Below are 25765 nucleotides of genomic sequence, written 5' to 3' on the forward strand. Positions count from 1 at the left end.
CCCTCAGCGGGCGCTGACCGTGACCCAGTAGCGTGAGCGCCGGTTGATGCTGACCGGCAGCGACTGGGTCAGCGCGTCGAGTACCGCATCGCTGTCGGCCAGCGGGTAGACCCCCGAGATGCGCAGGTCGGCCACTTCACTGGTGCAGCGCAACAGGCCGGGGCGATAGCGCGACAGTTCGGCAATGAAGTGCCCCAGGCGCATGTCGTCGGCCTCCAGTGCACCTACGCCCCATGAAGGCTCGCGGCCCACCCGGGTGCTGTCGTCGATGCGCATGGCAGTAAAGCGTGTGCGCTCACCGGCACTGAGCCGCTGTGGCGTGGTGTGCAGCGGGCTGAGTTTCAGCGCGCCTTCGAACAGTTGCACATCGGTGCGCTCGGGCTGCACCTGCACCACGAACCGGGTGCCCAGCGCGAGGACGCTGCCCTGGGCGGTCTTCACGCTGAAGGGGCGCTGCGCGTCATCATGCCCGGTACTGATCAGCAGCCGCCCACTGCGCAGGTGCAGGGTGCGCTGGGTGGGGGTGAAGTCCACCTCCACCGTGCTGTCGGCGTCCAGGGTCAGTTGGCTGCCATCGGCCAGGGTGATGTGTCGAGGGGCGCTGGCGCCATTGTGGTAGGCCAGGCCCGCACCGCTGCGCCAGGGCTCGCGGTAGGCCAGGCCGCCGGTGCCGCCGGCCAGGGCAAGCAGCAGCAATGCCTTGACCACCCGCCGGCGACTGCTGCCGCCGTGACTGAGGCTGCGGTAGCCGGCGGTGGGCTCCAGCCCGGCCAGGCGACCGCGCAGGCTTTCTATATGCAGCCAGGCGCGTTCGTTGTCCGGGTCGGCGGCGCGCCAGCGTGCAAAGGCCTGGGCCTGCTCGGGCGGCAGGTCGCCGTCCATCCACAGGGTCAGCCAGTGGGCAGCCTCACGGGTGGTGCGGGGCTTGAAGGCCGGTTGCGGTGTGCTCATGGCAGTTGCGCAAAAAAACAGTGCTGGTTGGCGCGCACCAGGTACAGCTTCACCGAGCGAGTGCTGACTTGCAGGCGCTCGGCGATCTCGGCGATTTTCAGACCCTGCAGGTGCGACAGCAGAAACGCTTCGCGGACCTTGGCCGGCAGTTCGTCGAGCAGCCTGTCCAGCAGGGTCAGGGCTTCAAGGGCCAGGGTGCGCACCTCGGGCGAGGGCTCCACGGCTTCGGGCAGGTTGGCCAGGGCTTCGAGATAGGCCTGCTCCACCAGTCGGCGCCGGTGTACGTTCGCCATCAGGCGCCGCGCCACGGTGGACAGGAACGAGCGCGGCTCGCGGATGCTGAACAGGTCCTTGGAGGCCAGGATGCTCAGGAACGTGTCCTGGGCCAGGTCAGCCGCCGACTCCGGGCAACCCATTCGGTTGCGCAGCCATTGGCGTAGCCAGCGATGGTGATCGGTGTACAGCGTCTGCAGGTACGCATGGGCGCTGGCAGGGGCGTGTGGGCTGGATTCCATCGAGTGCGATCGGTGCAGGGCTGATGAGGCTGCGGAGTATAACGAGATTATTTCTCAAATGATAATTGTTATTGTTAGTGGGTTGTGGCCGCCAAACCGGCTCCTGCAGGAGCCGGCATGGCCGGCGAAGGCAGCACCGCCGTCTACAGAGCAAAAATCCACGGCACCATCACCACGCTCACAATCATCACCAGGATCGTGAACGGTACCCCCACCTTCACAAAGTCGGCGAAGCGATACTGCCCCGGCCCCAGCACCAGGGTGTTCACCGGCGACGACACCGGCGTCATGAACGCGGCGGATGCGGCCAGCGCCACGATCATGGCGAACGGGTAGGGCGATGCGCCCAGTTGCTGTGCGGTGGTGATCGCAACCGGCGCCATCAGTACCGCTGTTGCGGTGTTGGAAATGAACAGCCCGATCAGCGCCGTGATCGCAAACAGCGTGGCGAGGATCACGTAGGGCCCGGCACCGCCCAGCACGCCCACCAGGCCGTCCACTGCCAGGGCGATGCCTCCGGTTTTCTGCAACGCCAGGGCAAAGGGCAGCATGCCCACGATCAGTATCAGGCTCTGCCAGTGGATCGCCCGGTAGGCGCTCTCCATGTCGATGCAGCGGCTGGCGCCCATCAGCAGGCAGCCGATCAGCGCGGCGATCACGTTGGGCACCAGGCCGCTGATCATCAGGCCCACCATCACCGCCAGGCTGATCAGCGCATAAGGCGCCTGATTCAGAGCCGGGGCCACGTTGTCCACTTCCGCCGGCAGGCTCAGCACCAGAAAGTCCCGCGGTTGCGTTTGCAGCTGGCGAATCGCCTTCCAGGTGCCGATCACCAGCAGGGTGTCGCCCAGCTTGAGCTTTTCTTCCACCAGTTGCTCGTCGATGGCCGCCTGGTCGCGACGCAGGCCCACCACGTTCAGCCCCCAGCGGCTGCGGAACGTCAGCTCCAGCAGGTTCTTGCCGATCAACTGCGAGCCCGGTGGCAGCGCCACTTCGGCCATGCCCACTTCGCGCGACTGGTCGATGAAGTAGGCGGCCTTGAAGTGCAGAGGCTCCAGGCGCATGGTCTGGCACAGGCTGCGCAGGTCGTCCTTGGGCGAGAACAGGTCAAGCAGCAGCACGTCGCCTTCGTGCACCAGGGTACTGGAGTCGGGGCTGATCACGCGGGTGCTGAACTTGTGCTGGCGCTCGATGCCGACCACGTTGGCACCGTGCTCGGTGCGCAGCTTCAGCTCGCTCAGGCTGTGGCCAATCAGCGGCGAATGGGGCCTGACCCGCAGGCGTCGTTCACGCCCGGCCAGCTTGTAGTCGATGATCAGGTCGAGCAGGGTGCGGCGGGTTTCGGTGCTGCCGTCCTTGCGCGTCGCGCTGCCCAGCCAGTTGCGCGTCAGCAGCATGTAGCCCACCCCCAGCACCAGGATCACCAGGCCGAAAGGGGTGAAGCTGAAAAAGCTGAAACCGGTTTCCCCGTGGCGTACCAGCTCGCTGTGCACCACCACGTTGGGAGGCGTGGCCACCAGGCTGAGCATGCCGCTGATCAGCCCGGCGAAGGCCAGTGGCATCATCAGGCGGCTGGGCGACACCTTCATGCGTGCGGCGATGCTCAGTACTACCGGGATGAAGATCGCCACCACGCCGGTCGAACTCATCACCGAGCCCAGGCCTGCCACCGACACCATCAGCAGCACGATCAGGCGAGTTTCGCTGTTGCCGGCGCGTTCGGCCATCCACTCGCCGATGCGGTAGGCGATGCCGGTGCGCACCAGCCCTTCGCCGATCACGAACAGCGCGGCAATCAGCACCACGTTGGGGTCGCTGAAGCCGGCCAGGGCTTCCTGCACGCTCAGGATGCCGAGCAGGGGCAGGGCGACGATCACCAGCAGCGCCACCACGTCCATGCGCGGGCGATTGATGACAAACAGCGCGACGGCGCTGAACAGCAGGCCAAGGACCCAGAACAATTCGTGATTCATGCAGGTATCCGAAAAGAAGACGCCGGTGAGTCTGGCAGAAACCGGGCGGCCGTTTGTTGATTTGCTGCAGCGCTTGGGTGGCACAGGGCCAGATGTTAAGGTGCGCGGCATTCTGCTGTTCACCTGTCGCCGATGTCACCCTGGCTAGTGACAAATAAGCCAAAGCTGATAGATTTCAGGCGGTTGAAGCAGTGGCCGGGTTATCGGCCGCAGGAAGGAATGCACCATGATTGCAAAAGAATCACGCCAGGCGGTCGCGCTAGAGCGATTTGCCCAGGCAAACCCGCAGTTGCTCGAAGAGATAGCCGGGCTCAATGCCCACGAGCAACAGCAGCAGATCCAGTGGGCGTTCGATGACCAGGCGCAGGAGCGTGGCCTTCAATCCTGGGAATTGACCCTGGAGTTGATTGCCGAGTCGCCCGAACAACTGCGCGAGATGCGTCTTGAAGTGCACCGCGAAGTGGCCGAGACATTGGGCCTGAGCTGGCAGGAATACTGCGAGTTCAACGAAATTGAAGATGCTGCGCCCTGAGGCGCGGTAGTGTGTTGAAAAGTTTCTGTTCCATAGCCTCCTCTGGGCATCGGGATGCCCGCCGGTCAGGCCGCAACGCCTTCAACGGCGGGTTCCGGCGCCCAGGCAAGAGGCTTCGGGGCAGTTGTGCGAAATTCAAATGTGCCGCGGCCTGTTCTCCTTGATTTGAACGGGGTGACTTCTGGTGTTTGAGTCACTAGAATGCTTGCCCTTGATTCTGGAGTCGGTATCGCCGGCTAACGTCTGTGCAACGAGGAATATCCATGCAAGTTTCTGTTGAAAATACTTCCGCTCTCGAGCGCCGCATGAGCGTCACCGTGCCGGCTGAGCGTATCGAGAGCCAGGTCAACAAGCGTCTGCAGCAGACCGCCCAAAAGGCCAAGATCGCTGGCTTCCGTCCAGGCAAAGTTCCAATGAGCGAAATCAAGCGCCGTTTCGGTGCTGACGCTCGCCAGGAAGCAGTAGGCGATGTGATCCAGTCCTCCTTCTACGAAGCCGTGGTCGAGCAGAAGCTGAACCCGGCCGGTTCGCCGTCGATCGAGCCGAAGTCGCTCGAAGCGGGCAAGGACCTGGAATACGTTGCCGTCTTCGAAGTGTTCCCTGAGTTCACCGTTGCCGGTTTCGAGTCGATCAACGTCGAGCGCCTGAGCGCCGAAGTGGCTGACGCCGACCTGGACAACATGCTGGAAGTGCTGCGCAAGCAGAACGTTCGCTTTGAAGCGACCGACCGTGCTGCCCAGAACGAAGACCAGCTGAACATCGATTTCGTCGGCAAGGTCGACGGTGAAGTGTTCGCCGGTGGTTCGGCCCAGGGCACCCAGCTGGTGCTGGGTTCCGGCCGCATGATCCCAGGCTTCGAAGAAGGTCTGGTCGGCGCCAAGGCCGGTGAAGAGCGCGTTCTGAGCCTGACCTTCCCCGAGGACTATCAGAACCTGGACCTGGCTGGCAAAGCCGCCGAGTTCACCGTTACCGTCAACAGCGTTTCCGAGCCAAAACTGCCTGAGCTGACCGAAGAGTTCTTCGCCCAGTTCGGCATCAAGGAAACCGGCATCGAAGGCTTCCGCACCGAAGTTCGCAAGAACATGGAGCGTGAACTGCGCCAGGCCATCAAGACCAAGGTCAAGAACCAGGTAATGGACGGCCTGCTGGCTGCCAACCCGATCGAAGTGCCAAAGGCCCTGCTGGAAAACGAAGTGAACCGTCTGCGCGTGCAGGCCGTTCAGCAGTTCGGTGGCAACATCAAGCCTGAGCAACTGCCGGCCGAGCTGTTCGAAGAGCAAGCCAAGCGCCGCGTCGTGCTGGGCCTGATCGTCGCCGAAGTGGTCAAGCAGTTCGACCTCAAGCCAGACGAAGACCGCGTTCGCGAAATGATCCAGGAAATGGCCTCGGCCTACCAGGAGCCTGAGCAAGTCGTGGCCTGGTACTACAAGAACGACCAGCAGCTGAACGAAGTCCGTTCGGTTGTGCTGGAAGAACAAGTTGTGGATACTGTTCTGCAGAAAGCGACTGTGACCGACAAATCGGTCTCTTACGAAGAAGCTGTCAAGCCGGTGCAGGCACCTGCCGCTGACTGATTTCCTTCTCTTGTAGGAAAACACCACAAGCCAGCCTTCGAGCTGGCTTGTGCGTATTCAAGACATGACTATTTGGGAGTGAGTGCAGGACATGTCCCGCAATTCTTATTATCAGCAGAGCTCTGACATCCAGGCCGCAGGCGGCCTGGTCCCGATGGTTATCGAGCAATCCGCTCGTGGCGAACGCGCCTATGACATCTACTCGCGCCTGTTGAAGGAGCGGGTGATCTTTCTGGTCGGCCCGGTAGAGGACTACATGGCCAACCTGATCGCAGCGCAATTGCTGTTCCTTGAAGCGGAAAACCCGGACAAGGACATCCATCTCTACATCAACTCGCCGGGTGGTTCGGTGACAGCAGGCATGTCGATCTACGACACCATGCAGTTCATCAAGCCCGACGTTTCCACCACCTGCATCGGTCAGGCGTGCTCCATGGGCGCGTTCCTGCTGGCTGCCGGTGCCCATGGCAAGCGTTTCTGCCTGCCGAACTCGCGGGTGATGATTCACCAGCCGCTGGGTGGCTTCCAGGGCCAGGCCTCGGATATCGAGATCCACGCCAAGGAAATCCTGCAGATCCGTTCGCGTCTGAACGAGCTGCTGGCCCATCACACCGGGCAGGACCTCGAAACCATCGAGCGTGACACCAACCGCGACAACTTCATGAGCGCCGAGCGTGCTGCCGAATACGGCCTGATCGACTCGGTGCTCCACAAGCGGCCTGTTTGATAGGCAGCCAAGCGGGTGGGCGGGCCCTCCCGCCACCTGTGGACTTGAAAAAGCCCGCAATTGCCTTCATCTTGTGTTGCAAGCCTACCGGATTGGATCGATCGAATGACTGACACCCGTAACGGCGAGGACAACGGCAAATTGCTCTATTGCTCCTTCTGCGGCAAAAGCCAGCATGAAGTACGCAAGTTGATTGCCGGCCCCTCGGTCTTTATCTGCGACGAGTGCGTCGACCTGTGCAACGACATCATCCGTGAGGAGGTGCAGGAAGCCCAGGCCGAGAGCAGCGCGCATAAATTGCCTTCGCCGAAAGAAATCAGCGGCATCCTGGACCAGTACGTCATTGGTCAGGAGCGCGCGAAAAAAGTCTTGGCCGTAGCGGTGTACAACCACTACAAGCGCCTGAACCAACGTGACAAGAAGAACGACGATGTCGAGCTCGGCAAGAGCAACATCCTGCTGATCGGACCGACGGGCTCGGGTAAGACCCTGCTCGCCGAAACCCTCGCGCGTCTGTTGAATGTGCCGTTCACCATTGCCGATGCCACCACGCTGACCGAAGCGGGTTATGTCGGTGAAGATGTCGAGAACATCATTCAGAAACTGCTGCAGAAGTGCGACTACGACGTGGAAAAGGCCCAGATGGGCATTGTCTACATCGACGAAATCGACAAGATCTCGCGCAAGTCGGACAACCCGTCCATCACCCGTGACGTTTCGGGCGAAGGCGTGCAGCAGGCATTGCTCAAGCTGATCGAGGGCACGGTTGCCTCGGTACCACCGCAAGGTGGCCGCAAGCACCCGCAGCAGGAGTTCCTGCAGGTCGATACGCGCAACATCCTGTTCATTTGCGGCGGTGCGTTCTCGGGCCTCGAAAAGGTCATCCAGAACCGTTCCACCCGCGGTGGCATCGGCTTTGGTGCGGAAGTTCGCAGCAAGGAAGAAGGCAAGAAGGTTGGCGAGTCGCTGCGTGAAGTCGAGCCGGACGATCTGGTCAAGTTTGGCCTGATTCCCGAGTTCGTCGGCCGCCTGCCGGTGCTGGCAACCCTCGACGAGCTCGACGAGGCTGCACTGATGCAGATCCTCACCGAGCCGAAGAACGCCTTGACCAAGCAATACGGCAAGCTGTTCGAGATGGAAGGCGTCGACCTGGAGTTCCGCAGCGATGCGCTCAAGTCGGTGGCCCGCAAGGCACTGGAGCGCAAGACCGGTGCCCGTGGCCTGCGTTCGATTCTCGAAGGCATCCTGCTCGACACCATGTACGAGATTCCTTCGCAGAAGGATGTCAGCAAGGTGGTGATCGACGAGAGCGTCATCGATGGCTCGTCCAAGCCGCTGTTGATCTACGAGAACAGCGAGCCGCAAGCCAAGGCTGCACCCGACGCCTGAGTCGGGTGACGGCAGCAAACCAGCAAGGGGCCTACGGGCCCCTTTGCTTTTCCTGTCGCAGAGCTTGTTTTTTTGCGGGCCTGCCCCCACATTAACTCCATGCTCAAATTTCCATCGGATTACGGCCATAAGGCCGCTGTAGAGGCGAAATCATGAAGACAACCCTCGACTTGCCTCTTTTGCCATTGCGCGATGTCGTCGTTTACCCGCACATGGTCATCCCGCTGTTCGTGGGGCGTGAAAAGTCCATCGAGGCCCTCGAGGCCGCGATGACGGGCGAGAAGCAGATCCTCCTGCTGGCCCAGAAGAATCCAGCTGATGACGATCCAGGTGAAGATGCCCTGTACCGTGTCGGCACCATCGCAACCGTACTGCAACTGCTCAAACTGCCCGATGGCACCGTCAAGGTGCTGGTCGAGGGCGAGCAGCGCGGTGCGGTTGAGCGCTTTGTCGAAGTCGACGGGCATATTCGCGCCGATGTGGCGCTGATCGACGAAGTCGAGGCCGCCGATCGCGAGTCCGAAGTCTTCGTGCGCAGCCTGCTGTCGCAATTCGAACAGTATGTGCAGTTGGGCAAGAAGGTCCCCGCTGAAGTCCTCTCGTCGCTCAACAGCATCGACGAGCCGGGGCGCCTGGTCGACACCATGGCCGCCCACATGGCCCTGAAGATCGAGCAGAAGCAGGAAATTCTCGAAATCATCGACCTGGGCGCCCGGGTCGAGCACGTCCTGGCCTTGCTGGATGCCGAAATCGACCTGTTGCAGGTCGAGAAGCGCATCCGTGGTCGGGTCAAGAAGCAGATGGAGCGCAGTCAGCGCGAGTACTACCTGAATGAGCAGATGAAGGCCATTCAGAAAGAGCTCGGCGACAGCGACGAAGGCCACAACGAAGTCGAAGAGCTGAAAAAGCGCCTCGACGCTGCCGGCCTGCCCAAGGATGCCTACGCCAAGGCCCAGGCCGAGCTGAACAAGCTCAAGCAGATGTCGCCGATGTCGGCTGAAGCCACCGTGGTGCGCTCGTACCTCGACTGGCTGGTGCAGGTGCCGTGGAAGGCGCAGAGCAAGGTGCGCCTTGACCTGGCCAAGGCCGAAGAGATCCTGGATGCCGACCACTACGGCCTGGACGAGGTCAAGGAACGCATCCTCGAATACCTCGCCGTGCAAAAGCGCGTGAAGAAGATCCGCGGCCCGGTACTGTGCTTGGTCGGCCCGCCGGGTGTGGGCAAGACCTCCCTGGCCGAGTCCATTGCCAGCGCCACCAATCGCAAGTTCGTGCGCATGGCCCTGGGTGGCGTGCGTGACGAGGCAGAGATTCGCGGCCACCGTCGTACCTACATCGGTTCGATGCCCGGTCGCCTGATCCAGAAGATGACCAAGGTGGGTGTGCGCAACCCGCTGTTCCTGCTCGATGAAATCGACAAGATGGGCAGCGACATGCGTGGCGACCCGGCCTCGGCACTGCTCGAAGTGCTCGACCCCGAGCAGAACCACAACTTCAACGATCACTATCTGGAGGTCGATTACGACCTGTCGGACGTGATGTTCCTGTGCACCTCCAACTCGATGAACATCCCGCCGGCGCTGCTCGACCGGATGGAAGTGATTCGTCTGCCGGGGTACACCGAAGACGAGAAGATCAACATTGCGGTCAAGTACCTCTCGCCCAAGCAGATCAAGGCCAACGGCCTGAAGAAGGGCGAGCTGGAGATCGACACTGCCGCCATCCGCGACATCATCCGCTACTACACTCGCGAAGCCGGTGTGCGGGGCCTGGAGCGCCAGATCGCCAAGATCTGCCGCAAGGTCGTCAAGGAACATGCCGGGCTCAAGCAGGTGGCCGTCAAGGTCGATGGTGACAACCTCGAGCATTACCTGGGCGTTCGCAAGTTCCGCTACGGCCTGGCCGAGCAGCAGGACCAGGTAGGGCAGGTAACCGGCCTGGCGTGGACCCAGGTGGGCGGCGAGCTGCTGACCATCGAGGCCGCGGTGATTCCGGGCAAGGGTCAACTGATCAAGACCGGTTCGCTGGGCGATGTGATGGTCGAGTCGATCACTGCCGCGCAGACCGTGGTGCGCAGCCGTGCACGCAGCCTGGGGATCCCGGCCGACTTCCACGAGAAGCGCGACACCCACATTCACATGCCGGAAGGGGCTACCCCCAAGGACGGCCCGAGCGCTGGCATCGGCATGTGCACTGCACTGGTGTCGGCCCTGACCGGGATTCCGGTGCGCGCCGATGTGGCCATGACCGGGGAAATCACCCTGCGTGGCCAGGTGCTGGCCATTGGCGGTTTGAAGGAAAAACTGCTGGCAGCACACCGCGGTGGGATCAAGACCGTGATCATTCCAGAAGAGAATGTGCGCGACCTGAAGGAAATTCCTGACAATATTAAACAGGATCTTCAGATTAAACCTGTCAAATGGATTGACGAAGTCCTCCAAATTGCGCTGCAATACGCCCCGGAGCCCTTGCCAGATGTGGCTCCCGAGATTGTCGCCAAGGATGAAAAGCGCGACAGCGATTCCAAGGAACGAATCAGTACCCATTAGTACGTATTTGGCTGGGGGGCCTCCACGACGTTAATTCGGGCCCTTGTTATAAAGCGGCGCCCACTTGTCGGTGGGCCACCCGGCAATCGTTTTGCTTTTCATTACATACTTAGAAACAAACTCAAATAGAGATAAGGGGACTTAGAGTGAACAAGTCGGAACTGATTGACGCTATTGCCGCATCTGCTGATATCCCGAAAGCTGCTGCCGGCCGTGCGCTGGACGCAGTCATCGAATCCGTCACCGGCGCCCTGAAAGCCGGTGATTCCGTGGTGCTGGTCGGTTTCGGTACCTTCTCGGTAACCGATCGTCCTGCCCGTACCGGTCGCAACCCGCAAACCGGCAAGACTCTGGAAATTCCTGCTGCCAAGAAGCCAGGCTTCAAGGCCGGCAAAGCACTGAAAGAAGCCGTCAACTAAGGCGTCTCTTTCAGGCTTCGCCTAACCGGGTCGGGTTTCGCCTGGCCTGGTAGCGCAGCACGGGGAATCGCAAAAACAGATTCCCGTGTGCTTCGCCAGTTACGAGAAGGCGCATCCTCGGATGCGCCTTTCTTCTATCAGGACTCTACCCACGCTCCGCGGTTGTTTATTTAGTACGGCCGTTTCTGGGGGACGCATGCTTCAAAATATCAGGGACAATTCACAAGGTTGGATTGCCAAGACCATCATCGGTGTCATCGTGGCCTTGATGGCGCTGACCGGCTTCGATGCCATCTTCCAGGCCACCACCCATAGCCAGGACGCTGCCAAGGTCAATGGCGACACCATCAGCCAGAATGAGCTGAGCCAGGCTGTCGACATGCAACGTCGGCAACTGATGCAACAGCTGGGCAAGGATTTCGACGCCTCCCTGCTGGATGAAAAAATGCTGCGTGAAGCAGCACTCAAGGGCCTCATCGAGCGCAAGCTGCTGCTCCAGGGCGCCAAGGATGCCAAGTTCAGCTTCTCCGAAGCCGCGCTTGACCAGGTCATCCTGCAAACGCCGGAGTTCCAGGTTGACGGCAAGTTCAGCCCCGAGCGTTTCGACCAGGTGATTCGTCAGCTGGGCTACGGTCGCCTGCAGTTCCGCGACATGCTGGCGCAGGAAATGCTGATCGGCCAACTGCGTGCTGGCCTGGCCGGCAGCGGTTTTGTTACCGATTCGCAGGTCGAGGCATTTGCCCGCCTGGAGAAGCAGACCCGTGATTTCGCTTCGCTGACCTTCAAGGCCGACCCGGCCGCGGTCAAGGTCACCGACGAAGAGATCAAGGCGCACTACGACGAGCACGCCAAGGAGTTCATGAGCCCCGATCAGGTGGTCATCGACTACATCGAGCTGAAGAAGGCCGCGTTCTTCGACCAGGTCAAGGTCGACGACGAGGCGCTCCAGGCGCTGTACCAGAAGGAAATCGCCAACCTGGCCGAGCAGCGCCATGCCGCGCACATCCTCATCGAAGTCAACGACAAGCTTGACGATGCCCAGGCCAAGGCCCGCATCGAAGAGATCAAGCAGCGTCTGGACAAAGGCGAAGACTTTGCCAAGCTGGCCAAGGAGTTCTCCCAGGACCCGGGCTCTGCCGCCACGGGTGGTGACCTGGGCTATGCCGGCCAGGGCGTCTACGACCCGGCCTTCGAAGAGGCGCTGTATGCGCTGAACAAGGGCCAGGTATCGGCGCCGGTGCGTACCGACTTCGGTTGGCACCTGATCAAGCTGCTGGATGTGCAGGCACCTGAAGTGCCGACCTTCGCCAGCCTGAAAGACAAGCTGACCCGCGAGCTCAAGACCCAGCAGGTCGAACAGCGCTTCGTCGAAGTGACCAAGCAGCTGGAGGACTCGGCGTTCGAAGCCTCCGACCTGGCCCAGCCGGCCCAGGAGCTTGGCCTGAAGCTGAACACCTCGGCGCCGTTCGGTCGTGAAGGTGGCGATGGCATCACGGCCAACCGTGCAGTGATCCAGGCGGCGTTCAGCCCGGAAGTGCTGGAAGAGGGTGCCAACAGCACCGCCATCGAGCTGGACCCGGAGACGGTCGTGGTCATCCGTGTCAAGGAGCACCGCAAGCCTGAGCAACTGCCGCTGGAAGTGGTGAGCGACAGCATTCGCAAGCACCTGGCCAGGGAGCACGCCAGTGCGGCGGCCAAGGCCAAGGGCGAGGCGCTGATCGCCGGCCTGCGCGACGGCAAGGTCGAACTGGCAGCCAGCCAGGAAGGTCAGAGCTGGAAAGTCCAGGAAGCGGTCACACGCAACCAGGAGGCCATCGACCCGGCCGAGCTGCAGGCGGTGTTCCGCATGAGCAAGCCGCAAGCCAAGGACAAGCCGACCTTCGGTAGCGTCACCCTGAACGACGGCAGCTTTGTGGTCCTGCGCCTGAACGGCGTCAACGAAGGTGCTGCGGCAAGTGACGAAGAGAAGGCGGCCTACCGTCGCTTCCTGGCGTCGCGTGCTGGCCAGCAGGACTTCGCTGCATACCGCAAGCAGTTGGAAGAGAAGGCGGACATCACCCGTTACTGAGTGATGCTGCTGTAAACGGAAAGGGCCGCTGATGCGGCCCTTTCTGTTTTTGTGTTGGTTGTACGGGGGCGTTCGCCGGCAAGGCCGGCTCCTACAGGGATCACAACCTCTTCAGGAGCCGGCCTTGCCGGCGAATGGCCAGATCCCGGACAAAAGAAAAGGCCGCATCAGCGGCCTTTTCCCATCCTGCCAACCTTACTCGGTAAGGTCGCCCATGGCGGTAGTGTTGAAGCCACCGTCCACGTACATGATTTCACCGCTCACGCCCGACGCCAGGTCCGAGCAGAGGAACGCGCCGGCGTTGCCGACTTCGTCGATGGTGACGTTGCGACGCAGCGGGGTCTGCGCTTCGTTGGCGTCCAGCATCTTGCGGAAGTTCTTGATACCCGAGGCTGCCAGGGTACGGATCGGGCCGGCCGAAACGGCGTTCACACGAGTGCCTTCCGGGCCCAGGCTGCGCGCCAGGTAGCGCACGCCGGCTTCCAGGCTGGCCTTGGCCATGCCCATCACGTTGTAGTTGGGCATGGTGCGCTCGGCGCCCAGGTACGACAGGGTCAGCAGGCTGCCATTGCGGCCCTTCATCATGTCGCGACCGGCCTTGGCCAGGGCCACGAAGCTGTAGGCGCTGATGTCGTGGGCAATGCGGAAGCCATCACGGGTGGTGGCCTGGGTGAAGTCGCCGTCGAGCTGGTCGCCCGGTGCGAAGCCTACGGAGTGCACGATGCAGTCCAGGCCGTCCCACTTCTTGCTCAGTTCTTCGAAGACCTTGGCGATTTCTTCATCGCTGGCAACGTCACAGGGGAAGCACAGCTCAGGGCTGGAGCCCCAGCCAGCGGCGAACTCTTCGACGCGGCCCTTGAGCTTTTCGTTCTGGTAGGTGAAGGCAAGTTCTGCACCCTCGCGATGCATGGCGGCAGCGATGCCGGATGCGATGGACAGTTTGCTTGCGACACCGACGATCAGTACGCGCTTACCGGCGAGAAAACCCATGTGTTGTTCCTCTTCAGGTTAATCGACAGCTGTGGGGGCCAAAAAGGCGGCTTCCAGCAGCTGCTGTGTATAGGGATGTTGCGGGGCGCTGAAAATACCCGTAGCCGGACCTTGTTCCACCACCTTGCCCTGCTTGACCACCATCAACTGGTGGCTGAGCGCCTTGACCACCGCCAGGTCATGGCTGATGAACAAGTAGGTCAGGTTGTACTTGGTCTGCAGCGTACGCAGCAGTTCCACCACCTGGCGCTGAACGGTCCGGTCGAGCGCCGAAGTGGGCTCGTCCAGCAGTATCAGCGCCGGTTTCAATACCAGTGCCCGGGCAATGGCAATACGTTGTCGCTGGCCACCGGAGAACTCGTGAGGGTAGCGGTGCCGGGTTTGCGGATCCAGTCCTACTTCCTCGAGCGCCTCCATGATCGCCTGTTCCTGCTCTGCCTCCGTGCCAATCCGATGAATGCGCAGGCCCTCTCCGACGATATCGCTCACGCTCATGCGCGGGCTCAGGCTGCCGAAGGGGTCCTGGAACACCACCTGCATCTGGCGGCGCAACGGCCGCACCTGTTGCTGGGTCAGGCCGTCCAGCGCCTGGCCTTCAAAGCGTATCGCGCCCTGGCTGCCGATCAACCGCAGGATCGCCAGGCCCAGGGTAGACTTGCCGGAACCACTCTCGCCCACGATGCCCAGGGTCTGGCCCTGGGACAGGCTGAAGTTGATGCCGTCCACCGCCTTGACGTGGTCCACGGTCTTGCGCAGCAGGCCCTTCTTGATCGGGAACCACACGCGCAGGTCCTCGACCTCGAGCAGCGGCGGGCCCACCGGGTTGTCGGCAGGCTTGCCGCTGGGCTCGGCACCGAGCAGCATTTGCGTATACGGATGCTGCGGGGCACGGAACAATTCGTCACACGACGCCTGTTCGACGATGCAACCGCGCTGCATGACACATACGCGGTGGGCAATTCTTTTCACCAGGTTCAAATCGTGACTGATCAGTAGCAGTGCCATGCCCAGGCGCGCCTGCAGGTCCTTGAGCAATTCGAGGATTTTCAGCTGCACGGTGACGTCCAGCGCGGTGGTCGGTTCGTCGGCGATCAGCAGCTCCGGCTCGTTGGCCAGGGCCATGGCGATCATCACCCGCTGGCGTTGACCGCCCGACAGCTCGTGGGGCAGGGCCTTGAGGCGCTTGACCGGGTCGGGAATGCCCACCAGTTCCAGCAGCTCCAGGGTGCGCTCGGTGGCCGCCTTGCCGCGCAGGCCCTTGTGCAGCATGAGAATCTCGTTGATCTGTTTCTCGATGTTGTGCAGCGGGTTGAGCGAGGTCATCGGCTCCTGGAAGATCATCGCGATGCGGTTGCCGCGAATGCGCCGCATCTGTTTTTCTTCCAGCTTGAGCAGGTCCTGGCCTTCGTAGGTGATGCTGCCGCTGGGGTGGCGGGCCAGCGGGTAGGGCAGCAGGCGCAGGATGGAGTGCGCGGTCACCGACTTGCCCGAGCCGCTTTCGCCCACCAGTGCCAATGTCTCGCCACGACGGATGTCGAAGCTGATGCCTTCGACCACGCGTTGCTGCTGCGCCCCGGTGACGAACTCCACCGACAGGTCGCGCACTTCGATCAAGGTGTCGTTGCTCATCTCATTTCCTCGGGTCGAAGGCATCGCGGGCGGACTCGCCGATGAACACCAGCAGGCTGAGCATCAGTGCCAGTACCGCGAAGGCGCTCATGCCCAGCCACGGCGCCTGCAGGTTGGACTTGCCCTGGGCCACCAGCTCGCCCAGCGACGGCGCGCCCGGTGGCAGGCCGAAGCCGAGAAAGTCCAGCGCCGTGAGGGTGCCGATGGCGCCGGTCAGGATGAACGGCAAAAAGGTCATGGTCGAGACCATCGCGTTGGGCAGGATGTGCCGGTACATGATCGCGCCGTTCTGCATGCCCAGCGCCCGCGCCGCGCGCACGTATTCCAGGTTGCGCCCGCGCAGGAACTCGGCGCGCACCACGTCCACCAGGCTCATCCACGAGAACAGCAGCATGATGCCCAGCAGCCACCAGAAGTTGGGCTGCACGAAACTGGCCAGGATGATCAGCAGGTACAGCACCGGCAACCCCGACCAGATCTCCAGAAAGCGCTGCCCGGCCAGGTCGACCCAGCCGCCATAGAAGCCCTGCAGGGCGCCTGCGATCACCCCGATGATGGAGCTGAACACCGTCAGCGTCAGGGCGAACAGCACCGAGATGCGAAAGCCGTAGATCACCCGCGCCAGCACGTCGCGGCCCTGGTCGTCGGTGCCCAGCAGGTTCTGCGCCGAGGGCGGGGCCGGGGCGGGCACCTTCAAGTCGTAGTTGATGCTCTGGTAGCTGAACGGGATCGGTGCCCACAGCACCCAGCTGTCCTTGACTGCCAGCAACTCGCGGATGTACGGGCTCTTGTAGTTGGCCTCCAGCGGGAACTCGCCGCCGAAGGTGGTCTCGGGGTAGCGCTTGAGGGCGGGGAAGTACCATTCGCCGTCGTAACGCACCGCCAGCGGCTTGTCGTTGGCGATCAGCTCGGCGCCCAGGCTCAGCCCGAACAGGATCAGGAACAGCCACAGCGACCACCAGCCTCGGCGGTTGGCCTTGAAGCGTTCGAAGCGGCGGCGGTTGAGAGGGGATAGGGTCATCTCAGTGCTCCCGGCTGTCGAAGTCGATACGCGGATCGACAAGGGTGTAGGTCAGGTCACCGATCAGCTTCACCACCAGGCCCAGCAGGGTGAAGATGAACAGCGTGCCGAACACCACCGGGTAGTCGCGGTTGATGGCCGCCTCGAAGCTCATCAGGCCCAGGCCGTCGAGGGAGAAGATCACCTCCACCAGCAGCGAGCCGGTGAAGAAGATGCCGATGAATGCCGAGGGGAAGCCCGCGATCACCAGCAGCATCGCGTTGCGAAACACGTGCCCGTAGAGCACCCGGTTGGGGCTCAGGCCCTTGGCCTTGGCGGTGATCACATACTGCTTGTTGATCTCGTCGAGGAAGCTGTTCTTGGTCAGCAGGGTCATGGTGGCGAAGTTGCCGATCACCAGCGCGGTCACCGGCAGGGTCAGGTGCCAGAAGTAATCGAGGATCTTGCCCGTGGTGCTCAGTTCATCGAAGTTGTTCGAGGTGAGCCCGCGCGAGGGGAACCAGTCCAGGTAGCTGCCGCCGGCAAACAGCACGATCAGCAGGATGGCGAACAGGAATGCCGGGATCGCATAGCCGACGATGATGGCCGAGCTGGTCCACACGTCGAAGTGGCTGCCGTGCCGGGTAGCCTTGGCGATGCCCAGGGGGATCGACACCAGGTACATGATCAGCGTGCTCCACAGCCCCAGCGAGATCGACACCGGCATCTTCTCGGCAATCAGGTCGATGACCTTGGCGTCGCGGAAGAAGCTGTCGCCGAAATCCAGCCGGGCGTAGTTCTTGATCATGATCCACAGGCGTTCCGGCGCCGGCTTGTCGAAGCCGTACATGCGCTCGATTTCCTTGACCAGGGCAGGGTCCAGGCCCTGGGCGCCACGGTAGTTGGAGCCGGCCACGGATACTTCCGAGCCGCCACCGGCGATGCGGCTGGTGGCGCCGTCGAAGCCCTCGAGCTTGGCGATCATCTGTTCCACCGGGCCGCCGGGCGCGGCCTGGATGATCACGAAGTTGATGATCAGGATACCCAGCAGGGTGGGGATGATCAGCAACAGGCGGCGAAAGATATAGGCCAGCATGTCAAGGTGCCTCGCCCGCTGGGGCAGCATCGGCTGGGGCGGCGTCTGCGGCCCCCGGCACCACCGGTTTCACATCCGGCTTGATCCACCAGGTGTTGATGCCGATGTCGTACTTGGGCGGCGTGGCCGGGTGGCCGATATGGTTCCAGTACGCCACGCGCCAGGTCTTGATGTGCCAGTTGGGTACCACGTAGTAGCCCCACTGCAGCACGCGGTCCAGGGCACGGGTGTGTTCGATCAGGCTCTGGCGCGAGTCGGCATTGATCAGGCCGTCCACCAGGGTGTCCACGGCCGGGTCCTTGAGGCCCATGAAGTTGCGGCTGCCGGGCTTGTCGGCGCTCGCGCTCTGCCAGAACTCGCGTTGCTCGTTGCCCGGCGAGTTGGATTGCGGGAAGCCGCCCACGATCATGTCGAAGTCGCGCGAGCGCAGGCGGTTGATGTATTCCGATACGTCCACCCGGCGAATGTTCAGCTCGATGCCCAGGTCGGCCAGGTTGCGCTTGTAGGGCAGCAGGATGCGCTCGAACTCGGTCTGGGCGAGCAGAAACTCGATCACCACCGGCTTGCCCTGGGCATCCACCATCTTGTCATCCTGGATGCGCCAGCCGGCTTCCTGCAGCAGCTTGTAGGCCTGGCGTTGCTGCTCGCGGATCATGCCGCTGCCATCGGTGACCGGGTTCTTGAACGCTTCGGTGAACACCTTGTCGGGGATCTGCCCGCGCAGCGGTTCCAGCAGTTTCAGTTCGGCCGCATCCGGCAGGCCGCTGGCCGCCATGTCGGAATTTTCGAAGTAGCTGGTGGTGCGGGTGTAGGCGCCGTTGAACAGCTGCTTGTTGGTCCACTCGAAGTCCAGCAGCAGGCTCAGTGCCTCACGCACGCGCACGTCCTGGAAGATCGGGCGGCGCAGGTTGAACACGAAGCCCTGCATGCCGGTCGGGTTGCCGTTGGCGATCTCTTCGCGGATCAGGCGGTTCTGGCGAACTGCCGGGATGTTGTAGGCGGTGGCCCAGTTCTTGGCGCTGACCTCCAGCCAGTAGTCGAACTGGCCGGCCTTGAGTGCCTCGAGCGCCACGGTGTTGTCGCGGTAGTAGTCGACGCGAATGGTGTCGAAATTGTAGAAGCCGCGGTTGATCGGCAGGTCCTTGCCCCAGTAGTCGGGGTCGCGCACGTAGCGGACCGAGCGCCCGGCCTTGACCTCGGCGACCTTGTACGGCCCGCTGCCCAGGGGGATCTCCAGGTTGCCTTTGGTGAAGTCGCGGTTGGCCCACCAGTGCTTGGGCAGCACCGGCAACTGGCCGAGGATCAGCGGCAGTTCACGGTTGCCCTTGTGCTTGAACTTGAACAGCACACGCAGCGGGTCTTCGGCGATCACTTCGTCGACGTCGGCATAGTAGGCGCGGTACAGCGGTGCGCCGCTGGTGACCAGGGTGTTGAAGGTGAACACGACGTCTTCGGCACGAACCGGATGGCCATCCTGAAAGCGCGCCTCGGGGCGCAGGTAGAAGCGCACCCAGCTGTTGTCGGGGGCTTTTTCGATCTGCCTGGCCAGCAGCCCGTATTCGGTGAATGGCTCATCAAGGCTGTTGCGCGCCAGGGTGTCGTACACCAGATCGATGTTGTCGGCCGGCACGCCCTTGTTGATGAAGGGGTTGAGGCTGTCGAAGCTGCCGGAGCCGTTGACGCGAAAGGTGCCGCCCTTGGGCGCGTCGGGGTTCACATAGTCGAAATGCTTGAAGTTGGCCGGGTACTTGGGCGCTTCGTCGTAGAGGGTCACTGCATGTTGCGGGGCGGCCAGGGCCTGAAGGCTCAGGCTGGCCAGCAGCAGGCCGCCTGCGATCAGGCGCAGGCACGGCAATGGCATCATTGGGCGTTCTCCGTGGGCTTGAGCCACCAGCTGTTCAGCCCCAGGGTGTAGGGCGGCGTGGCGACAAAGGCAAACCGGTTGCGGTAGGCCAGGCGGTGATAGTCGAGATACCAGTTGGGAACCATGTAGTGCTGCCATAGCAGCACTCGATCGAGGGCGCGCGCCGCAGCCACCTGGTCGTCGCGGCTCTGTGCATTGAGCAGGGACTCTAGCAGGTGGTCGACCACGGGGCTCTTCACACCCGCGTAATTCTTGCTGCCTTTGGTGGCGGCCTGGCTGGAATGAAAATACAGCCACTGCTCAAGGCCCGGGCTCAGGGTCTGGTTCAGGGTCATCAGAATCATGTCGAAATCAAATTGGTCCAGCCGTTGTTTGTACTGGGCCCGGTCTACCGTGCGCAAGCGCGCGTCGATACCGATGCTGGCAAGATTTTCGACATAAGGTTGCAGGATCCGCTCCAGGTTCGGGTTCACCAGCAGAATTTCCAGCTTCAGCGGCTGCCCGTTGCTGTTGAGCAGGCGCTGGCCGCTGAGCTTCCAGCCTGCCTGGCCGAGCAGGTTGAGGGCCTGGCGCAGGGTATCGCGGTCGATACCGCGCCCGTTGGTCTTGCCCACGCTGTAGGGCTGGGTGAACAGGGCGGCAGGCAGTTGGTCGCGGTACGGCGCCAGCAGCAGCCACTCCTTGCCCACCGGCAGGCCGGTGGCGCTGAACTCGCTGTTGGGGTAGTAACTGCTGGCGCGCTTGTAGGCGCTGCTGAACAGGGTGCGGTTGGTCCATTCGAAGTCCAGCATCAGGCCCAGCGCCTGGCGCACGCGGTCGTCGCTGAAGGCGGCGCGCCGGCTGTTCATGAACAACCCCTGAGTCTGGGTCGGGATCTGGTGGGCGATCTGCGCCTGGATCACCTGGCCACGACGCACAGCGGGGAAGTTGTAGCCGGTGGCCCAGTTCTTGGCCTGGTGCTCGATGTAGACATCGAACTCACCCGCCTTGAAGGCCTCGAAGGCCACATCGCTGTCGCGGTAGAACTCGAACTCGACGCGGTCGAAGTTGTACTTGCCGCGGTTGACTGCCAGGTCCTTGCCCCAGTAGTCCTTGACCCGCTCGAACACCAGGCTTCGACCTGGCTGTACCTGGGTGATGCGGTACGGGCCGCTGCCCAGTGGCGGTTCGAAGGTGGTGGCCTTGAAGTCGCGGCCTTTCCAGTAATGCTGGGGCAGCACCGGCATTTCGCCCAGGCGCAAGATCAGCAGCGGGTTGCCGGCACGCTTGAACACGAAGCGGATGCGCTTGGGGTTGAGGATGTCGACCCGCTGCACTTCCTGCAGGTTGGTGCGGTAGAGCGGGTGGCCTTCCTTGAGCAGGGTGCGGTAGGAGAACGCCACGTCGGCGGCGGTGATCGGCCGGCCATCGTGAAAGCGTGCCTCGGGACGCAGGTTGAACACCACCCAGCTGCGGTCTTCGCTGTACTCCACCGAACGGGCGATCAGCCCGTAGCTGGAGGTGGCTTCATCGCCCGAGGGGTCGCGCTGGCCGGTGCCCACCATCAGGGTCTCGTTCAGCTCGTTCACCCCGTACTGCAGGAAGTTGGGCGTGGTGACCGGGCTTGAGCCCTTGAAGGTATAGGGGTTGAGGGTATCGAACGTGCCGAATGCCATGGCGCGCAAGGTGCCGCCTTTGGGCGCTTGCGGATTTACCCAATCGAAATGGGTGAATTTGGCTGGGTACTTGAGCGTGCCGAACTGGGCGTAACCGTGACTTTCGCTGATGGTCGCGCCCGCGGGAAAGCTCAAGGCCAGGCTGAATGACAGCAACAGGAGGGGACGTATCAAGTCGGCGATCCGATCCGGGCTTGGGCTTTATTCCGGCTACAGTAACAGCTTGTATCGGCAGGAAAAAGAGCAGCCCCGGAGATCGCCGGGGCCGCGGCCAGGCAGGCCTGGCCCGGGTCTCAGTGCGGCAGGTAGACGGTGAGGGTCTGGCCGGGCTTGAGGGCGTGGCCGCTGCGCGGATTCCAACGCTTGAGGTGCTGCATTTCAACGTTGAAACGCTTGGCCACCATGTACAGCGAATCGCCTTTGCGCACCTTGTACTGGGTAGGCTTCTTCTGGTTGCCGGCCGCGCTGGCAGGCTGCGCACCTTGCATCACCAGGGTCTGGCCGACCTTGAGGTTGTTGCCGCGCAGCTTGTTCCAGCGCTGCAGATCCTTGACGCTGACCTTGTTGGCCCGGGCGATGCTGCCCAGGTTGTCGCCACGCTTGACCCGGTAGCGGCTGTTGCGCACCGGCGTCGAGGCTTCGGCCAGGGCTGCCTCGAATACCGCCTTCTTCGGCTGCAGGCTGAGCAGCTCTTCGGGCTTCATGTTCGACAGGCTGGTGGTCAGCAGTTGCGCCTTGGCGGTGGGTACCAGCAACTGCTGCGGGCCGTCCACGGTCATGCGTTTCTTGAAGGCCGGGTTGAGCTGGAACAGTTCGTCTTCGTCGATCTCGGCCAGTGCGGCGACCCGCGACAGGTCGAGCCGGTCCTTGATCGCCACGGCTTCGAAGTAGGGTTCGTTGGCAATCGGGTTGAGGTTCACGCCATACGCCTGCGGTGTCAGTACCACCTGCGACAGGGCCAGCAGCTTTGGCACGTAGTCACGGGTTTCCTTGGGCAGCGGCAGGTTCCAGTAGTCGGTTGGCAGGCCGAGCTTCTCGTTGCGCTCGATGGCGCGGCTGACCGTGCCTTCACCGGCGTTGTAGGCCGCCAGCGCCAGCAGCCAGTCGCCGTTGAACATGTCGTGCAGGCGGGTCAGGTAGTCCAGCGCCGCGTTGGTCGAGGCGGTGATGTCGCGACGGCCATCGTAGAAGCGCGTCTGGCGCAGGTTGAAGTAGCGCCCGGTCGACGGGATGAACTGCCACAGGCCCACCGCGTGGGCGCGGGAATAGGCCATCGGGTTGTAGGCACTTTCGATTGCAGGCAGCAGGGCCAGCTCCAGCGGCATGTCGCGCTCTTCAAGACGCTCGACGATGTAGTGGATGTACAGGCTGCCGCGGTCGCCGGCGCCTTCCAGGAACGAAGGGTTGCTGGCGAACCACAGGCGCTGCTGCTCGATGCGCGGGTTCACCGCAATGCCGTCCTGCAACTGGAAGCCCTGGCGCATGCGTTCCCAGACGTCCTGGGCCACGGCTGGCTCGACCGGCTTCTTGTCATGCACGAAGATCGGTTTCTGCTTGATCCGCGCCTGGAAGTTGTGCGCGCGAACGCTATCGGATTCATCGACCTGGCGCGTGCTCTGGCAGCCCACGAGGGTGGCGGCCAGGGCCAGCGCACTGGCTTGGGCCAGGCGCGTCAGGGCAACGGAATTGAAGGTTCTGCGGCTAGGGGACGACATTGGCTGGGGGAAAGTTCCGGGCAAAAATGTCGGGCGATTCTAGAAAGGCACCCCCCATCGGTCAACCTTTGAGAATTTTCCGACCTTCACAGCGCCTGTTTAGAACGTGTCTTTCCAGGCCCGCAACCCCGCAAAAATAGCACTGGGCGTAGGGTTTATGCGGCCCACCCGTTCGTCTATTTTTTGTTTAACGGATGTTTCTGCTACCCGCAAAAACGGGTTGGTCAGCTTCTCCAGCGCGATGGTGGAGGGCAAAGTGATGCGATCTTGCGCGCGCAGTGCGGTAACGTCTTCGAAGCGTTGGATAACGTGCGGGTTCTGCGGCTCGACCGCACAGGCAAAGCGCAGGTTGCTCAGGGTGTATTCGTGGGCGCAATACACCTGGGTGGCCGCCGGCAGCGCTGCCAGGCACTCCAGCGAGTGGTGCATCTGCTCCGGCGTGCCCTCGAACAGGCGCCCGCAGCCGGCGGCGAACAGCGTGTCGCCACAGAACAGCATCGGCAACTGCGGCTGGGCACAGTAATAGGCGATGTGCCCCAGGGTGTGGCCGGGTACGGCGAACACCTGGAACTCAAGCCCCAGCACCTCGAGGCGGTCATTGTCGTTCAGGGCCTGGTCGCGGGCGGGTATGCGTTCGTTGGCCGGGCCGCTGACGCGGGCGCCGGTGTGCGCCTTGAGCTGCTCAACGCCGCCCACATGATCGTGGTGGTGATGGGTGATCAGAATGTCGGTCAGTTGCCAGTCGGCATGCGCCTGCAGCCAGGCCAGCACGGGGGCGGCATCGCCCGGGTCGACCACCGCACAGCGCTGGTTCACGGCATCTTGTAACAACCAGATGTAGTTATCACTGAAAGCGGGCAGGGCCTGTATCTGTATCATCGTGCGATTCGCCAAACGGTGGACATGGGTGCATCTTAGTAGCTATGTGCGTTGTCGAGAACCTTCCAAGGGAGACAGCAATGACCGATCAAGCCTTTGCCCAGGCCGACCCGCAGTGGCTCGAGCTGATCAGCCAGGCGCGCGAGTGGTTCGCCGGCCCGCTGGGCCAGCAGCTGCTCGCCGGGGAACAGCGCCTGCTCGAAGAGGAGCTGGGGCGCTTCTTCGGTGGCTACCTGGTGCATTACGGCCCTTGCGCCGAGGCACCGCCCAATGCCCCGCAGGTGCAACGCAACGTGCGCCTGGGGGCGCCGCTGCCGGGCGTCGAGATCGTGTGCGAAGAACAGGCCTGGCCCCTGAGCGAGCACGCCGCCGACGTGGTGGTGCTGCAGCACGGGCTGGACTTCAGCCTCTCGCCCCACGGCCTGCTGCGCGAGGCGGCCAGCAGCGTGCGCCCTGGCGGGCACCTGCTGATCGTCGGGATCAACCCCTGGAGCACCTGGGGCCTGCGCCGGGTGTTTGCCCATGATGCGTTGCGCAAGGCGCGCTGCATCTCGCCGTCGCGGGTGGGCGACTGGCTCAACCTGCTGGGCTTCGCGCTGGAGAAACGCCGCTTCGGGTGCTATCGTCCGCCGCTTGCCTCGCCGGCCTGGCAGGCACGGTTGTCTGGCTGGGAGCGTGCTGCCGGGCGCTGGCAGATATCCGGTGGCGGTGTGTACGTGCTGGTGGCGCGCAAGATGGTGGTGGGCCTGCGCCCGCTGCGCCAGGTGCGCCGCGAGCCGATGGGCAAGCTGCTGCCGTTGCCGATGGCCAAGGTCAACCGGCGCACGCCTCACCCCGAGGGCCGCACCTTCAATGATGAATAAAGGCTGTACATGAGCGAAAGCGTCGAAAGCGTCGAGATCTACACCGATGGTGCCTGCAAGGGCAATCCTGGCCTGGGCGGCTGGGGCGCGCTGCTGGTCTGCAAGGGCGTCGAAAAGGAGCTGTGGGGCGGCGAGCGCGAAACCACCAACAACCGCATGGAGCTGATGGCCGCCATCAAGGGCCTCGAGGCGCTCAAGCGCCAGTGTGATGTGCTGCTGGTGACCGACTCGCAGTACGTGATGAAAGGCATCACCGAGTGGATGGTCAACTGGAAGAAGCGTGGCTGGAAGACCGCCGCCAAGGAGCCGGTCAAGAACGCCGACCTGTGGCAGCAGCTCGACGAACAGGTCAACCGCCACAACGTGAAATGGCAGTGGGTGCGCGGGCATGTCGGCCACGCGGGCAACGAGCGTGCCGACCAGTTGGCCAACCGCGGCGTCGACGATCTGCGCAAGCAACGCTGAACCCTCCCTTTAGCGAATTCGCCACATCCTGCCCCGGGTGAGGTAAAATTCGCCGCTTTCAATATTCAGGCAGTACGCGGCAGGAGATGACCGACGTGGAGATGCAGAACAACAGGTCGGTAGTGCTCGACACCGAAACCACCGGTATGCCGGTGGCCGATGGTCACCGCATCATCGAGATCGGCTGTATCGAGCTGGTCGGCCGGCGCATGACCGGACGCAATTTCCACGTGTACCTGCAGCCCGACCGCGAAAGCGACGAGGGCGCGATCGGGGTGCACGGCATCACCGACGAATTCCTGGTGGGCAAGCCGCGTTTCGCCGAAATCGCCGACGAGTTCTTCGAGTACATCAAGGGCGCGCGGCTGATCATCCACAACGCGGCGTTCGACGTTGGTTTCATCAACAACGAATTCGCCATGCTCGGCCAGCACGATCGCGCCGATATCGCACAGCACTGCGAGGTGCTCGACACCCTGCTGATGGCCCGCGAGCGTCACCCCGGCCAGCGCAACAGCCTCGATGCCTTGTGCAAACGCTATGGCGTAGACAACTCCGGCCGCGAACTGCACGGCGCGTTGCTCGACTCCGAGTTGCTGGCGGACGTGTTCCTGGCCATGACCGGCGGCCAGACCAGCCTGTCACTGGCCGGCAGCGACAGCGAGGGCGAAGGCCAGTCCAGCCAGGGCAGCGAGATCCGTCGGCTGGTGGGGCGTCAGCCGGGGCGCATCATCCCGGCCACCGAGGCAGAGCTGCAAGCGCACATGGCGCGCCTTGAAGCAGTGGCAAAATCCACCGGTGGCCCGGCCTTGTGGCAGCAACTGCTCGAGGCCCGCTGAAGCAAATCCCGCCGCGTACCTGGCGCCGACCTTCTACCCTGAAATGAACGGCCTCACGGTCTGTCGCTCAGAA

21 protein-coding genes are annotated in these 25765 nt (G+C 62.7%); 10 read left to right on the forward strand and 11 right to left on the reverse strand.

Annotated features, from left to right (window positions below; all coding sequences use genetic code 11):
- Positions 1-3: 3 nt before the first annotated feature.
- From NJH59_RS03075 to NJH59_RS03085, 3 genes are all read right to left on the reverse strand, one after another.
- Entirely contained in the window at positions 4-951 is a 948-nt protein-coding gene (locus tag NJH59_RS03075) for a FecR domain-containing protein (protein ID WP_058541307.1), read from the reverse strand.
- On the reverse strand, positions 948-1466 hold the full coding sequence (locus tag NJH59_RS03080; RefSeq protein ID WP_043864497.1) for a sigma-70 family RNA polymerase sigma factor: 519 nt from the start codon (positions 1464-1466) through the stop codon (positions 948-950). Before NJH59_RS03080 ends, NJH59_RS03075 begins: the two co-directional genes overlap by 4 nt.
- A 143-nt stretch (positions 1467-1609) precedes the next feature.
- Positions 1610-3439, reverse strand: a complete 1830-nt coding sequence (locus NJH59_RS03085; RefSeq protein ID WP_100633184.1) for an SLC13 family permease — start codon at positions 3437-3439, stop codon at positions 1610-1612.
- A 226-nt stretch (positions 3440-3665) separates the two neighbouring features.
- Here NJH59_RS03085 and NJH59_RS03090 point away from each other — a divergent pair, with 226 nt between their 5' ends.
- From NJH59_RS03090 to NJH59_RS03120, 7 genes are all read left to right on the forward strand, one after another.
- Entirely contained in the window at positions 3666-3971 is a 306-nt protein-coding gene (locus NJH59_RS03090; RefSeq protein WP_229589432.1) for a DUF6388 family protein, read from the forward strand.
- A gap of 263 nt (positions 3972-4234) precedes the next feature.
- Positions 4235-5545: a trigger factor gene (gene tig, locus NJH59_RS03095; RefSeq protein WP_253086369.1), complete on the forward strand. Its 1311-nt coding sequence runs from the start codon at positions 4235-4237 to the stop codon at positions 5543-5545.
- A 91-nt stretch (positions 5546-5636) separates the two neighbouring features.
- Complete coding sequence (gene clpP / locus NJH59_RS03100) at positions 5637-6272, forward strand: ATP-dependent Clp endopeptidase proteolytic subunit ClpP (protein ID WP_043864493.1); 636 nt, start codon at positions 5637-5639, stop codon at positions 6270-6272.
- Positions 6273-6377: 105 nt separating this feature from the next.
- Positions 6378-7661 (forward strand): ATP-dependent Clp protease ATP-binding subunit ClpX, encoded by a 1284-nt coding sequence (gene clpX / locus NJH59_RS03105; RefSeq protein ID WP_043864492.1) that lies wholly within the window; start codon positions 6378-6380, stop codon positions 7659-7661.
- A gap of 152 nt (positions 7662-7813) precedes the next feature.
- A complete protein-coding gene (gene lon, locus NJH59_RS03110; RefSeq protein WP_043864491.1) occupies positions 7814-10210 on the forward strand; it encodes an endopeptidase La in 2397 nt (798 codons plus the stop codon).
- A gap of 146 nt (positions 10211-10356) precedes the next feature.
- A complete protein-coding gene (locus tag NJH59_RS03115) occupies positions 10357-10629 on the forward strand; it encodes an HU family DNA-binding protein (protein ID WP_003183171.1) in 273 nt (90 codons plus the stop codon).
- A 196-nt stretch (positions 10630-10825) separates the two neighbouring features.
- Entirely contained in the window at positions 10826-12697 is a 1872-nt protein-coding gene (locus tag NJH59_RS03120; RefSeq protein ID WP_054915281.1) for a SurA N-terminal domain-containing protein, read from the forward strand.
- Between the two features lie 195 nt (positions 12698-12892).
- Here NJH59_RS03120 and fabI read toward each other — a convergent pair whose 3' ends face one another.
- From fabI to gloB, 8 genes are all read right to left on the reverse strand, one after another.
- A complete protein-coding gene (gene fabI, locus NJH59_RS03125; RefSeq protein WP_043864489.1) occupies positions 12893-13687 on the reverse strand; it encodes an enoyl-ACP reductase FabI in 795 nt (264 codons plus the stop codon).
- 18 nt (positions 13688-13705) lie between these two features.
- Positions 13706-15316 (reverse strand): ABC transporter ATP-binding protein, encoded by a 1611-nt coding sequence (locus NJH59_RS03130; RefSeq protein ID WP_253086370.1) that lies wholly within the window; start codon positions 15314-15316, stop codon positions 13706-13708.
- A 1-nt stretch (position 15317) separates the two neighbouring features.
- Complete coding sequence (locus NJH59_RS03135) at positions 15318-16337, reverse strand: ABC transporter permease (RefSeq protein WP_253086371.1); 1020 nt, start codon at positions 16335-16337, stop codon at positions 15318-15320.
- A 1-nt stretch (position 16338) separates the two neighbouring features.
- The gene (locus tag NJH59_RS03140; protein WP_253086372.1) at positions 16339-17412 is read right to left on the reverse strand and encodes a microcin C ABC transporter permease YejB; all 1074 of its coding nucleotides are present in this window, start codon (positions 17410-17412) and stop codon (positions 16339-16341) included.
- Position 17413: 1 nt separating this feature from the next.
- Entirely contained in the window at positions 17414-19276 is a 1863-nt protein-coding gene (locus tag NJH59_RS03145; protein ID WP_088515226.1) for an extracellular solute-binding protein, read from the reverse strand.
- Positions 19273-21105 carry an extracellular solute-binding protein gene (locus NJH59_RS03150; RefSeq protein ID WP_054915278.1) on the reverse strand — a complete coding sequence of 611 codons (1833 nt, stop codon included), beginning with the start codon at positions 21103-21105 and terminating at the stop codon, positions 19273-19275. Before NJH59_RS03150 ends, NJH59_RS03145 begins: the two co-directional genes overlap by 4 nt.
- A gap of 119 nt (positions 21106-21224) precedes the next feature.
- Positions 21225-22646, reverse strand: a complete 1422-nt coding sequence (locus NJH59_RS03155) for a LysM peptidoglycan-binding domain-containing protein (RefSeq protein WP_043859725.1) — start codon at positions 22644-22646, stop codon at positions 21225-21227.
- A 99-nt stretch (positions 22647-22745) separates the two neighbouring features.
- Positions 22746-23525, reverse strand: a complete 780-nt coding sequence (gene gloB / locus NJH59_RS03160; RefSeq protein ID WP_253086373.1) for a hydroxyacylglutathione hydrolase — start codon at positions 23523-23525, stop codon at positions 22746-22748.
- 80 nt (positions 23526-23605) lie between these two features.
- Between gloB and NJH59_RS03165 the strand changes: the two genes are divergently transcribed.
- The 3 genes from NJH59_RS03165 (at position 23606) to dnaQ (ending at position 25692) form a co-directional block, all read left to right on the forward strand.
- Positions 23606-24388, forward strand: a complete 783-nt coding sequence (locus tag NJH59_RS03165; RefSeq protein WP_043859727.1) for a class I SAM-dependent methyltransferase — start codon at positions 23606-23608, stop codon at positions 24386-24388.
- Positions 24389-24397: 9 nt separating this feature from the next.
- Positions 24398-24853, forward strand: coding sequence for a ribonuclease HI (gene rnhA / locus NJH59_RS03170; protein WP_043859728.1), 456 nt, complete (start codon positions 24398-24400; stop codon positions 24851-24853).
- A gap of 86 nt (positions 24854-24939) precedes the next feature.
- Entirely contained in the window at positions 24940-25692 is a 753-nt protein-coding gene (dnaQ, locus tag NJH59_RS03175; RefSeq protein ID WP_229589435.1) for a DNA polymerase III subunit epsilon, read from the forward strand.
- Positions 25693-25765 lie beyond the last annotated feature (73 nt).

This window comes from Pseudomonas sp. VE 267-6A (assembly GCF_024126555.1).
Taxonomy (GTDB): domain Bacteria; phylum Pseudomonadota; class Gammaproteobacteria; order Pseudomonadales; family Pseudomonadaceae; genus Aquipseudomonas; species Aquipseudomonas palmensis.